Raw genomic sequence first — 12,905 nt, 5'->3', positions numbered from 1 at the left:
TGTGGCGCCGAAGGCCTCACCTTCGCAGCGCGCGGGGGCTTTGTGTTTGAAAACCAAAACCTGACCGGTGTTCTATGAATATCTTCGCGGACTTCACGCTGCGCGTCAAAGACGCTCTCCAAGAACTTGATTTAAAAGATACAAACGGAGAGTCGCCAGACCTTTCGCGAGTGGTCGTGGAAGCGCCCCGCGATCCTGCGCATGGAGATCTTGCCACCAACGCTGCAATGGTGCTGGCAAAGCCACTCGGCATGAAGCCGCGCGATGTTGCCGAGCAGCTTGTTGCCAGGCTCAACGCCGACCCGGAAATCACCGAAACGTCCATTGCCGGACCCGGCTTTATCAACCTGCGCGTGGCACATGTTGTTTGGCACAGGGTTCTGGCCAGCGTTCTGTCTGAAGGGATCTGGTTCGGCGCCCAGGAACGGTCTGCTGCGCGCAAGGTCAACGTCGAATACGTTTCCGCCAACCCGACAGGCCCAATGCATGTCGGCCACATCCGCGGCGCGGTCGTCGGCGATGCCTTGGCGAATATTCTGGCGTTTGCCGGAAATGATGTGGTCAAGGAATACTACATCAACGATGCCGGCTCGCAGATCGACACGCTGGCGCGGAGCGCGTTCCTGCGTTACCGCGAGGCGCTTGGCGAGGGCATTGGCGAGATACCAGCCGGTCTTTACCCAGGGGACTACCTGAAACCGGTCGGCGAAAAGCTGAAGTCCGAATTCGGGTCTTCACTTACCGGCATGGAAGAAGGCGAATGGTTGCCGCTGGTGAAGGAGCGGGCGATCGCCGCCATGCTCGAACTGATCCGTCAGGACCTGGCTGCGCTTGGGGTCGAGCATGAGGTGTTCTATTCCGAGAGAACCTTGCATGATCGCGGCGATGGCAATGGTTCCAAGATCGACCACATGCTCGAAACGCTCCGGAACAAGGGGTTGATCTACGAAGGAACGCTGCCGCCGCCGAAGGGGCAGGTTCCCGATGACTGGGAAGACCGCGAACAGACCCTGTTTCGCGCAAGCGACTTCGGAGACGACACCGACCGGGCTCTGAAGAAATCCGATGGCTCCTACACCTACTTCGCTGCCGACGTGGCCTATTTCCAGGACAAGTTCGAGCGCGGGTTCTCTGAAACGATTTATGTGCTGGGTGCCGATCACGGTGGCTACGCCAAACGCCTGCAGGCTGTCGGCAAGGCGATCTCAGACGGCAAGACGGAAGTTGTTGTCAGGTTCTGTCAGCTTGTAAAGCTGATGCGTGATGGCGAGCCGGTGAAGATGTCAAAGCGCTCCGGCGACTTCATCACCTTGCGCGATGTCGTTGACGAAGTCGGGTCGGACCCGGTTCGCTTCATGATGCTGTTCCGCAAGAATGACGCGCCGCTGGACTTTGACTTCAAAAAGGTCACGGAACACTCGAAAGACAATCCGGTCTTCTACGTTCAATACGGGTATGCGCGTTGCTGTTCGGTTTTGCGGCAGGTGGCTGATGAATTTCAGGATGCCGGGTTCTCGGACGAAGATCTCGCCGGAGCCGACTTCTCCTTGCTGGACGATGCGGGTGAGCAGGAACTGTTTGCCAAGATGGCTGAATGGCCGAAAGTGGTAGAAGCCGCAGCAGAAACACATGAGCCGCACAGAATTGCATTTTATCTACACGAACTCGCCAGTTCTTTGCACGGACAGTGGAACAAAGGCTACGAATTGCCTCATTTACGTTTTATTCAATCCGGTAACTTGAAATTAACCCTAGCGCGTCTTGCTTTGGTTCGTGCAGTATCTTTGGTGCTCGCTTCAGGTCTAACGATTCTCGGCGTGAATGCTCCTGAAGAAATGCGCTAGTTTTAATGGGCGCTGGGAACGACTTAACGGTTCACCAGCGACTTGAAGTGGACCGGTTTTCGTACAGCTCATGTCACAAGACTACGAAACAAAGCGATCAGATTTGCGCGCCTCGCAAAGCGAGGCAGGCGACGAACGGCCGGCTGCGGAAGATCCGCTGGTTGAATTGGCGCGGATTGTCCACAAGAATAAGCAATCGGGGGCAAATGTGAACAGCGGCCGCGTTGGTAGTACTGATTATTTTGCGGGGCTTGACGATGTTCCGGGTGATGGGCGCGAGCAATCCTCCCCAGCACCGTCGCGCATCGAACCATCTTTTTCAAATCTGCAACCGGTATCGAATACGCCGGCGCCCAACACCGAAGAAACGACCGCTGAAGAGCCAAGCGTAACACCTGGCGTTTCAAAGGACGACTATTACGAGGCAGCGCCGACCACCGGTTACGAGCAGTCCTACGAAGCGGATACACAGGCAGACGTGCCGCCGGTGATGCCATCGTCACACGTGTCATCTCTATGGCCGAGCCAGCCGGAGCCGGTACAGCCGGTGGAAAGCACTCAATCGCCGGAGCCGGTTGATCAGGGCGCTCAGTTCCGCACGCCGCAGGCGCCTACGGTGCAGGCCGATCCTGAAGGTGCTGATGACTCATCTTATCTTGCCCCTTCAGTCGCCTTGTACCTTGAGCAGAACCTGACTGCTGAACTCGAAGACGAACTTATAGGCGCGTTGCGCCAATCTGTTGACGAGACCCAGTCGGCAGTTCTGTCGGATGTGGGTTTCGAACAAGAAGCAGAAGATGCTGCGCCCGCCCAACCGCAGACGCACATTCATGGGCGTGAGACGTCCGAGGCCTCGGGTTCCGACACCCTTTCCCGTGCTGGGCAGTTGCCAAGCGGCTCGAGCTTGTCTTCCGGCACGGGCTTTGCGGCATCAACAGTGTCAGCGCCTGCCGAACCAGTGCGTCCGACACAAGATTATCGTCTGGGTGGTGTTCGGCATGAGGAGCCTGCTTCTCCGCCCTCAGTTGATGAGACGCCTGAGAAAACACCAAGCTATCAGCAGCCGGTGACCAATGATCGTCCGAAGATTGACGAGAATGATTTCTTCGCAGCTCTTAACCCGGTCCAGTCCGCGCCTGTTTCGCATGACGTGGAACCCGAAACCGAAAAGGCCGGGGACCCTGCTGGAATAGACGCCCTGTTTGCCGATCTCGATTTTCCGGCTCCAACAGCGCGAAAACCAGTTGGTGCGCCTGTTAATACGCCAGTTGATCAGCCCGTCCAGGACGCACCGGCCGCGGAGCCGGATGTGGATGACATGACGTGGCCAGCTGCTGCCACCGCCGTTCCTCAGTCCGAAGACGACGAAACACCGCCGCCGCCGGAAGGTTATGATCTGGATGCGGTTGCACGGGCGATGCAGGAAAGCGATCCAAGCCTTACCGGCGCTGGTGTTCTGCCCCCTCATTCGTCTGCGGAGAAAAATGCGGTTCCTCACGGGGGCGAAAAATCCCGCAAGGGCTTGTTTGTTGCTGCCGGTGTCCTCGGCGTGGCTGTTCTGGGTGGCGCCAGCTTCTTTTTGTTCGACAGCGATGCCGTTCCTGTGCCCAGCGGACCGCCGCCGATCATCGCCGGTTTGCAAGAGCCTCTCAAGGTCTATCCGGAACAGAGCCAGGAACCCACAAACGACCAGGCCGGCAAGCTGATTTACGACCGGGTTGATGGCACCGGTGTCGCCGGTCCCGACAGGCTCATCCCGACAGAATCGCCACAACTGGCGGAATTGCCGCCGGCTCCGGTCGGAACAAACGGCGACGCCGATCTCGTCCCAGGAACACCAAAGCGGGTGAGAACTGTCGTCGTGCGTCCTGATGGAACCATCATCCCCGAAGGTGAAGAACCTGCTGCGGCAGCACCGGCGCAGCCGCAACCGGCAACGCCCGTGCAACCTGATGCGGCTTCCGGGGATAGCGGCTCCCAGGTGGTAACAACGACACCTGTCGTGACAGGCGCGGATGTTGCGCCGGCCGATCCTTCGGATGCAGTACCAGAGCCGGCTCAGCCCGGTACACCGGCAATCGTGACGGGTGCCGACGTGGCACCGGAGCCGGCTGCAAGTGAACCTGTCGCGCCAGTGCCGACTGTCATTCCGCGTAAGAAGCCGGCTGCACCGGTTCAGGTTGCCAGTGCGCCGCCAGCGGCAACCGCTCCGGCAACACCGGCGGCAACGGCTCCGGCAGCACCAGCGACCCCTGTTGCCAGTACGACCGGCAGCATTCCGTCAGGTACCTACATCGTTCAGGTGACTTCCCAGCGTTCGGAAGCGGCTGCCAGAGATGCTTACTCTGGACTTCAGCGTCGATTCCCCTCTGTTCTGGGTAACCAGAGCGCGGTGATCGTTGCCGCGAATGTCGAAGAAAGAGGCGTGTTCTACCGCGCACGAATTCCGACCGGTTCGCGTGATGAAGCGATAAGGTTGTGCGAAAGCCTTCAGGCTGCTGGCGGGGATTGCTTCGTGCGCAGACAGCCCTGACGGTGGGCGATTGATTGCAAAAGATGTTTCACAGACGGCCGGGATTTCCCGGCCGTTTTATTCTGCGGCGGCAACAGGTTTATCCAACTGCCCACCGAGCAGATGCGGCGCCATCCGATGGAAGACTTCAGTAATGGCATCCATCGCCTTGCGGACAGCAGGTTCCCTGCGCAGGTCTCGATGAACGATGATGTGCTCGACGTTTGTAAGCTCAGGAATCGGGTCGGTCAGTCTGACCAGATCCTGATGATTGTCTCCCATGAAAACCGGCAGAAGACACAGTCCAGCGCCGGAGGCTGTCATGTTCATCAGCGTGGTCATGGTGTTTGAGCGCAGCGTAGGCATGTGAGGAACCCGGGTTTCGAGCCAGCGCATCTGAGCCGGGTACCAGAGGTCGTCGGGAGCAAAGCCCAGCCAGGTGCACAGCTTGTAGCGGTCAGTGGTTCTGGCGGCCGGATGGTTGGTGACATACTTCGCCGAACCGTAAACCGCATAAGCAAGCTCACCGATTTTCCGGGCAATCAGCGTGTCTGTTTCAGGCAGGCAGTTACGGATCTGGAGCTCAATACTGCGGGACTGATGATTGACATGCTGATGGCTGGAGATGAGTTCCAACTCAACACCGTCGAGCAGCGCGGTCAGCAGGTCGAAACGGTCGGTCAAGACACGCGCACGCACTTCGTCTACGGCAACGCGAACAACCTTCAATGCAGACCCCGATAGATCTGGCAGGATCCTCGCAGCCGCCTCGGCTTTTTTGCGCATGTCTTCTGCAAGCGGGATCAGGCGCAGACCCGCATCAGTCGGTTTCAGCCCAGTCGGCGTCCGGTCGAACAGCCTCGCACCAATTCGGTCCTCGAAGCTCTTCAGGCGGCGGCTCAGTTGCGGTTGGCTGATGTTGAGAGCCTTCGCAGCACCTGAAAGCGAACGCATGCGCGCAGCGGCATCGACAAGTTTGAGATCATCCCAGTTCATGACAGGGTTATACCAATTTACAAAGGCAGCGGCAATGCGATGCGTTTTTGCATACCCGTTATTGGAATTTCAGGACTGATCCTGACGAGTACCTGGTGTTATGACCGGAACAAATTCAACTGGTCTTGGTCTATGTCGCAAAACTCGATCTATCACCGCCCGGAAAATATACTGCTCGCCCTTGCGTTGGCCCTTGCAGGCATGACTGCCTTCACCCCGATATTTGCCGCAGGCAAGCTGTCGGGAGGACTGGTGCCGGTCGTGGTTCTGGTCTGGCTTCGGTACGTGGGCGGAGCGGCTACAATTGTCAGCGTCGCAACCGTCAGGCGGGTTCCGGTATTCACGCGTTTGAGTGCACTCTGGAAGCTCCACCTCATGCGCGCCTTTTGTGGGGTTGGCGGGCTTGCCTGCTCCATTTATGCCGCCAGCGCATTGCCGCTGGCGGATGCGACGGCGATCGGTCTGACAAAGGGCATAATCGCTATTGCGTTGGCCGGTTTGATCCTCAAGGAAGTGATCTCCGGCCGTCACTGGATCGCAGGTGTCTTGTGCGCCGCTGGTGCGTATCTCGTGGTTCGGTCGGCGGAAACAGGCGCCGGATATGATGAACTCGCGCTCTCGGGCGTCGTTGCAGCTCTTCTGGGAGCCGTCTTCATGGCCTGTGAAGCCTTGATCATTCGCTATATCGCCCAGCGTGAAGATACAGTCACCATTCTGGCCTATGTCAATGTTTTCGCAGCAGTTCTGCTGACCGGACCTGTTCTCTGGCTGATCTTCAAAGGTGGGGTTTCCTGGCAGGACCTGCTTTTGTTTGCCTGGATGGGGCCACTGGCAATCATTGGCCAATCCATGAATATCTCCGCCTACAGGCGGGCGGGAGCGGCCACGCTGGCACCCATCTATTATGGCTCGGTACTGTTGTCCGCGGCGTTCGGCTTTGCAGTCTGGGGCGAAATACCAACGCGTATCGCGGTTCTGGGCGCTGTGCTGATCGTCGCCGGCGGGGCGGTCCTGACGTTGCCGAACCCGTTCAGTAAAATCCGCCAGGCCTCCTGAGAGGCCCGGCGTCATCCGTTCACTCAACTACTGAGTTTTTCCGCAAGAAACGGCAGGCTTTCATCCAACCGGTAATCCACGGAGGAGTGATTGTCGTTGAACTCCTGATAAACGTGGTCAACGCCGGCGTTGGTCAGTTTCCGGTGCAGGCGGCGGGCGCCATAAACAAGGTTGTACTGATCCACGTCACCGCATTCGATCCAAAGACCTTTCAGGGACTTCAGCGCATCGATGTGATTGCCGACGATGTGCACAGGATCCCAATTCAGCCAGGCGTTCCAGCGCTCTTCGATCAGTTCGCAGGTTTCCAGATCAACAGGCAACCGGATGCCGCAAAAGACGTTGGGGTCGGGATCGGGATCGTAGGTTGCTGCCATCGCGAAGGTCATCAGATCGTGGAGCGAATTGCCCGGATATTTTGGTCCCTTTTCGAAATCCTTGACAAAGGCTTCGATGGAACCAGCCTTGGCAATCGTTCTCAAGGCGTTCGGCATGTCGGACAGGTAACACAATTCGAATGCCATATCCCCGGAATGGCAAGCTGCAGCTGACCAAACGTCGGAATGTTTCATGGCGTGGATAATTGCGCCGTAGCCGCCGGATGACTTGCCGAAGATGCCACGTTTGCCGGCTCCTCCACACTTGAAACGGCCTTCGACGTCCTCAAGCATTTCGGTTGTCAGCCAGGTTGCCCACGGTCCCATGGCGTCACTGTCGATATACTGGTTCCCTCCAAGGCGTGTGAAACAGTCGGGAAAAGCGACAGTGACAGGGGGCATGTGGCCGTCGTGGATGAGCCGGTCGAGCCGTTCGGGAACATTCTCACCGAAATTCTTCCAGTTGGTATGCGCCGGACCGCCGGCGGTAAAGCCAACGATATCCACCAGAAGTGGCAAACCGCTGCCGTCGTGGCCATGCGGCGTATAGACGTTGATTTCACGCGTTGCCGTGTCGCCCAGCCGATTTCGCCCAAGGATTTCAGATCTATGGGAAAAACGGTGCAGGGTGCCGGCAGGGATGTCGAGACGCGCGCGCATGGAGGCTCCAATCAGATCTGGGGACGATTGCCGTCTAGATTGCAAGATCGTGACAAGCGCGCAAGGGGCGCAGGTAGCATTTCTTGACGGGTCCGGGCGCTGCGGCTAAGCCGGATCAATGACCAAAGCCTTCGTATCCGGATGTGCCGGACTGACCCTGACAATATCCGAAATCGATTTTTTCCGGCAGCAAGACCCCTGGGGGCTGATCCTGTTCGCGCGCAATATTGAAACGGCGGATCAGGTCAGGGCACTCACAGCAGCCTTCCGGGAAGCAGTGGGCCGTGAGGATGCTCCTGTGCTTGTCGATCAGGAAGGCGGCCGGGTTCAGCGTTTGAAACCACCGCACTGGCCGAAGTATCCCGCTCCCAAGACATATGGCGATCTTTTTTGCCGGGATGCGGACGGTGGCAGAAGGGCCGCATGGCTCGCCGGGAAACTGATCGCCGATGATCTTTACCAGGTCGGCATTTCCGTTGATTGTCTGCCGTGTCTTGATGTCAGGTTCCCCGACACTGTCGATGCCATTGGAGACCGAGCGTTTTCGCAAAACCCGGACGTGGTTGCGGTGCTGGGCAAGGCGATGGCGGAAGGCGCCTTGGCGGGAGGGGTTCTGCCGGTGATCAAACACATCCCGGGTCACGGCCGGGCACGTGTCGACAGCCATCTGGAGCTTCCACGTGTCGATGCGCCTATTTCTTCTTTGGAAAGCGTTGATTTCCGGCCCTTCAAGGCGCTTTCTCACGTGTCATTGGGGATGACAGCCCATATTGTGTACGAAGGGATCGATCCGGACACAGCCGGTACGCAGAGCGCGAAGGTCATTCAGGATATCATCAGGGGTGAAATCGGGTTCGACGGTTGCCTTATGAGCGACGATATTTCCATGAAGGCGCTCGGAGGAAGTTTTGAGGATCGGTCCGGCAAGATCATCGAAGCAGGTTGTGACATCGTTTTGCACTGCAATGGTGATATGAAAGAAATGATCGCAGTCGCGAAGGTTGTCCCCGAGCTTGAGGGGGAGGCCAGGCGTCGATGCGACAAGGCCTTGAGCGGGTTCCAGGTTCCTGATCCGGAATTCGACAGACCTATGGCCTTTAAAGAGTTTCACTCCTTGACCGGCTGGCAGGGCGTTTGACCGGAGCAGCAATGGCGGACATGGAAAACAGCACGACGCGACAGGAGGATGGCTCCTATGACCTCCTCAGTTCTGTCAGTGCTCCGGAAGAGCGGGCCACGTCCGATCCGCAGCTTGTTGTCGATGTTGAGGGTTTCGAAGGACCGCTCGACCTTCTTTTGGGTCTGGCGCGAACGCAAAAGGTTGACCTGGCGCGTATTTCCATTCTCGAACTCGTTGAACAATATCTGGAATTCGTGGCCGAAGCCCGCAGGATGAGACTTGAGCTTGCCGCGGACTATCTGGTGATGGCCGCCTGGCTTGCCTTTCTGAAATCCAAACTGCTGTTGCCGGAGCAGAAGAACGAAGATGAACCGACCGGTGAGGAACTTGCCGCTGCCCTTGCTTTCCGCCTCAGACGTCTGGAAGCGATGCGTGAGATATCCGAGAAGCTGTTGACGCGAAACCGGCAGGGCAGGGATGTGTTCCATCGCGGTGAGCCTGAGACCGTGTCGGTGCAGCACAAAAGCATCTGGGACGCTTCCATCTACGATCTTCTGTCCGCATATGCCATGCAGCGCCAACGTCAATCCGTGACCTCCGTCCGCGTCTTGCGCAGGACTGTCTGGTCGTTGCAGGAAGCGCGTGAATTGCTCACCAAGCTCGTTGGCAGGATCGGTGAATGGGCGCCAATGAATGCCTATTTGCGTGACTATCTTTACGATAACAAGGATTGGGCGACGATTGTCGCAAGCACATTCAGCGCAAGCCTGGAAATGGTGCGGGAAGGCCAGGTCGAAATCCGTCAGGGCGAGCCTTTCTCGCCGGTCTATATCCGCGCTGTCAAAAAGGAGCCGGAACATGGCGCCTGAATTCGATCTCTTGCAGAAGGAAAGCGAAGAGCCTGCTGACCGCCCTAAGCCGCTGGATCCGTCAGGCCTTCGGATGGTCGAAGCGTTGCTGTTTGCCTCGTCCGAACCGCTTTCACTTGAAGAACTGACTTTGCGTCTGCCGGAAGGCACAGATGTGCTGTCCCTTCTGGAACACTTGCAGATCACCTATGCGCCAAGAGGCGTCAATCTGGTGAAGGTGGCTGGAAAATGGTGTTTTCGGACAGCTGAGGATCTCGCTTATCTGATGCACCGGAACGTTGAGGAGCAGCGCAAATTGTCGCGCGCGGCTCTCGAAACGCTTGCTATCATTGCCTATCACCAGCCGGTCACGCGCGCCGAGATTGAAGAGATCCGAGGCGTTTCCACGTCGAAGGGAACGCTGGACGTGTTGCTTGAAACAACCTGGATCCGAATGCGCGGACGCCGCAGAACTCCGGGCCGTCCCGTCACTTACGGGACCACGGACCACTTTCTGATACATTTTGGCCTCGAGAGCGTCAGGGATCTGCCGGGCATGGAAGAGCTGAAGGGGGCAGGGCTGTTGGACAGCGCCGTACCGGCCTCTTTCCTGGTGCCGACGCCGAATGACGATAACGCATTGACGGAAGACGAAGATCCTCTAGAAGACGGGTCTCTGTTTGATGACGATGAAGCGGACGAGACCGCCGGATCCTGATGCAAGATCGCAAGAAGCCGACTTCAACCAATGGCAGCGGCCATCCGCTGAGCTGGGGTGCGCCTGGAACAGCCGGTGCCACCATTGCCGCCGGCCTCGTCTTTGAGAACGTGTCCCACGACTATGATGGCGTCACTTCGGTTCAGGATCTCAGCCTGTCCATAGCGCCTGGCGAGATCTTGTGTCTGCTCGGACATTCCGGCTGCGGCAAGACCACGTTGATGCGTATTGCCGCAGGCGTTGAGCGCCAGAGCAAGGGCAGGGTACTGATCAACGGTCGGGAAATCGCCGGCGACGCGCAGTTTCTGCCGCCTGAAAAACGTGGCGTTGGTCTGATGTTCCAGGACTACGCGCTCTTTCCGCACATGAGCATTCTGGCAAATGTCATGTTCGGTCTGACAAACATGCCCAAGCGCGAAGCCCAGGCAGCGGCCCTGAGTGCGCTCGGCCGCGTTGGCCTGGCAGATTATGCAGCCGACTATCCTCATGCGCTTTCCGGCGGTGAGCAGCAGCGTGTTGCACTTGCTCGTGCACTTGTTCCCCGGCCTGGCATCCTCTTGATGGATGAACCGTTCTCGGGCCTCGACAAACGGCTGCGGGACAATGTGCGCGATGAAACACTTGCGGTTATTCGCGAAACGCGTGCCACGTGTATTATCGTGACCCACGATCCGGAAGAAGCCATGCGCATGGGCGACAGAATTGCCTTGATGCGACAGGGACGTTTGGTGCAACACGGAACGGCAGCGGATCTTTACAAAGCGCCTGTAGATCTTTTTGCAGCCAGGTTCTTTTCCGAATTGAACCAGCTTGAGGGCATTGTGACGTCAGCCGGGGTCGAAACTCCGGTCGGTGTGTTGGCCTCGGATGGTCTGCCCGCCGGGCAAAAGGTAGACGTTTGCGTCCGCCCGCAAGGTGTTTTGCTGAATAATGCCGGTTTATGCGGCGTTCCGGGCAGAATTCGTTCGAAACGATTCGTCGGCGAGGTCGATTTGTTGTCTATTGTCATAGACGGGCTCAATCATCCGCTTCAGGCACGGGTTCGTGCGGGAAGCCCATGGGAGCGTGGAATGGACGTCGCCGTCACGACTGATCCGAAAGACGTGCTTGTTTTTCCGCGTGTACAGTCCCAAGTCTAGGGGAAGGGCAACTTATTCTTCTGTCTGGATGATTGAAAACAGATAGACTGACTTGTTGCAGGGAGTGGGCCGTTTTTGTAAGAAGGGCCTTATGGCTTTTAAAGCCGCTTATCAGGAGTTTGGCGTATGGGCATTAGTATTTGGCAGATCTTGATCATTGCAGTGGTCGTTATTCTGCTGTTCGGACGTGGCAAGATTTCCGATCTCATGGGTGATGTCGCGAAGGGAATCAAAAGCTTCAAAAAAGGCATGGCCGAAGACGACACTGCCGACGCTCCGAAGACCATCGACCATAAGAACAGCGAAACGGCTTCGTCCGTAAACGCTGAAGATCAGACCAAAGCGAGCTGATCTTAATCTGCATCGCGTCTCCTTAAGGGACGATACATCTCATGTTCGATATCGGGTGGACCGAACTTTTGGTGATCGCCTGTGTGGCGATCATCGTCGTGGGGCCAAAAGACTTGCCGCGCATGCTGCGGATGCTTGGCCAGACGGTTGGTAAAATGCGAAAGCTTTCGCGTGAGTTCCAGTCGACCTTCAATGACGCGCTTCGCGAGGCCGAACAGCAGGCCGATATTGCGGACATGAAGAAACAGGTCGAATCGGCGGCCAACTTCAATCCGCTGGGTGATTTGAAGAAATCCATCGAAGAAGACGCGACCAGAAAAGCCGACAAGCCCAAAGAGGCTGCCAGCGAACCGGCGTCGCCGCCGGCAGATAACGCAAATGCGAACAAGGCATCCTCGACCGACTCAGCCAAGGCTGAAGCCGAGGCCACGCCGAAAGCCGCGCCGGTGACGGAAGATGTAAAGGCATGAGCCAAGACGATATTGACGCCTCGAAGGCGCCACTGATCGAACACCTGATCGAATTACGCCAACGGCTGATGTGGTCGATCGGCGCGATTCTCGTGATGTTCGCTATCTGCTTCTACTTCGCCACGGATATCTACAACATCCTGACAGTGCCCTACCTGCAGGCCGCGGGTGATGGACATCCGGTGGAAATGATTTTCACCGCGCCGCAGGAATGGTTCTTCACCCAGTTGAAGCTGGCCCTGTTCGGCGCGCTTTTCCTGGCGTTTCCCGTGGTGGCCAGCCAGATCTACATGTTCGTGGCGCCCGGGCTCTACAAACATGAGCGCGGAGCTTTCATTCCGTTTCTGATCGCAACACCGGTATTGTTCCTGATCGGTGCCTGCCTCGTCTATTTTCTTGTCATGCCAATGGCCATGGGCTTCTTCCTGTCACAGGAACAGGCTGCCGGCGCAGGCAAGGTTGCCATTCAGCACCTGGCCAAGGTGAGCGAATACCTCGGCCTGATCATGATCCTGATTTTCGCCTTCGGACTGGTTTTCCAGCTTCCGGTGGTACTGACCTTGCTTGGCAGGGCCGGTCTGGTCAGCTCCGAAACGCTTCGCCATAAACGCAAATACGCTATCGTCGGTGCATTTGCCGCTGCTGCAATTTTGACACCACCCGACCCGATCTCGCAGATCGGTCTTGCGCTGCCAACGCTGCTTCTCTACGAAGTCTCCATTCTGTCCGTCAAACTGGTGGAACGCCAGCGTGCCGAAAGGGAGGCTCAACGCGAAGCCGAGGATGCGGCTGCCTGACGCCCTGGTCGCTTTGC

The 12,905-nt window shown here is 57.5% G+C and carries 12 protein-coding genes; 10 read left to right on the top strand and 2 right to left on the bottom strand.

Annotated elements, in window-relative coordinates; translation table 11 throughout:
• Positions 1-74 precede the first annotated feature (74 nt).
• Complete coding sequence (gene argS, locus FMN63_RS26030) at positions 75-1,844, top strand: arginine--tRNA ligase (RefSeq protein ID WP_148586980.1); 1,770 nt, start codon at positions 75-77, stop codon at positions 1,842-1,844.
• Between the two features lie 103 nt (positions 1,845-1,947).
• On the top strand, positions 1,948-4,377 hold the full coding sequence (locus FMN63_RS26025; RefSeq protein ID WP_162530113.1) for an SPOR domain-containing protein: 2,430 nt from the start codon (positions 1,948-1,950) through the stop codon (positions 4,375-4,377).
• A 57-nt stretch (positions 4,378-4,434) separates the two neighbouring features.
• Here the strand turns inward: FMN63_RS26025 and FMN63_RS26020 are convergent, their stop codons facing one another.
• Entirely contained in the window at positions 4,435-5,352 is a 918-nt protein-coding gene (locus FMN63_RS26020) for a LysR family transcriptional regulator (RefSeq protein ID WP_148586978.1), read from the bottom strand.
• A gap of 132 nt (positions 5,353-5,484) precedes the next feature.
• Between FMN63_RS26020 and FMN63_RS26015 the strand changes: the two genes are divergently transcribed.
• On the top strand, positions 5,485-6,408 hold the full coding sequence (locus FMN63_RS26015; protein WP_162530112.1) for a DMT family transporter: 924 nt from the start codon (positions 5,485-5,487) through the stop codon (positions 6,406-6,408).
• A 23-nt stretch (positions 6,409-6,431) separates the two neighbouring features.
• Here FMN63_RS26015 and FMN63_RS26010 read toward each other — a convergent pair whose 3' ends face one another.
• A complete protein-coding gene (locus tag FMN63_RS26010; RefSeq protein ID WP_148586976.1) occupies positions 6,432-7,445 on the bottom strand; it encodes an alpha/beta hydrolase in 1,014 nt (337 codons plus the stop codon).
• A 118-nt stretch (positions 7,446-7,563) separates the two neighbouring features.
• Between FMN63_RS26010 and nagZ the strand changes: the two genes are divergently transcribed.
• From nagZ to tatC, 7 genes are all read left to right on the top strand, one after another.
• Positions 7,564-8,583 (top strand): beta-N-acetylhexosaminidase, encoded by a 1,020-nt coding sequence (gene nagZ, locus FMN63_RS26005; RefSeq protein WP_148586975.1) that lies wholly within the window; start codon positions 7,564-7,566, stop codon positions 8,581-8,583.
• Between the two features lie 11 nt (positions 8,584-8,594).
• The gene (locus FMN63_RS26000; protein ID WP_148586974.1) at positions 8,595-9,434 is read left to right on the top strand and encodes a segregation and condensation protein A; all 840 of its coding nucleotides are present in this window, start codon (positions 8,595-8,597) and stop codon (positions 9,432-9,434) included.
• A complete protein-coding gene (scpB, locus tag FMN63_RS25995; protein ID WP_148586973.1) occupies positions 9,424-10,131 on the top strand; it encodes an SMC-Scp complex subunit ScpB in 708 nt (235 codons plus the stop codon). Before FMN63_RS26000 ends, scpB begins: the two co-directional genes overlap by 11 nt.
• A complete protein-coding gene (locus FMN63_RS25990) occupies positions 10,131-11,270 on the top strand; it encodes an ABC transporter ATP-binding protein (RefSeq protein WP_148586972.1) in 1,140 nt (379 codons plus the stop codon). The genes scpB and FMN63_RS25990 overlap by 1 nt, the downstream gene beginning before the upstream one ends.
• A 126-nt stretch (positions 11,271-11,396) precedes the next feature.
• Positions 11,397-11,621 (top strand): twin-arginine translocase TatA/TatE family subunit, encoded by a 225-nt coding sequence (locus tag FMN63_RS25985; protein ID WP_148586971.1) that lies wholly within the window; start codon positions 11,397-11,399, stop codon positions 11,619-11,621.
• A gap of 41 nt (positions 11,622-11,662) precedes the next feature.
• On the top strand, positions 11,663-12,091 hold the full coding sequence (gene tatB / locus FMN63_RS25980; protein ID WP_148586970.1) for a Sec-independent protein translocase protein TatB: 429 nt from the start codon (positions 11,663-11,665) through the stop codon (positions 12,089-12,091).
• Positions 12,088-12,888, top strand: a complete 801-nt coding sequence (gene tatC / locus FMN63_RS25975) for a twin-arginine translocase subunit TatC (protein ID WP_148586969.1) — start codon at positions 12,088-12,090, stop codon at positions 12,886-12,888. Before tatB ends, tatC begins: the two co-directional genes overlap by 4 nt.
• The last annotated feature ends 17 nt before the right edge of the window (positions 12,889-12,905 follow it).

This window comes from Stappia sp. BW2 (assembly GCF_008107695.1).
GTDB lineage: Bacteria > Pseudomonadota > Alphaproteobacteria > Rhizobiales > Stappiaceae > Roseibium.
Note: the sequence above shows the minus strand (reverse complement) of the source record. Positions and strands in the feature narration are given on the sequence as shown.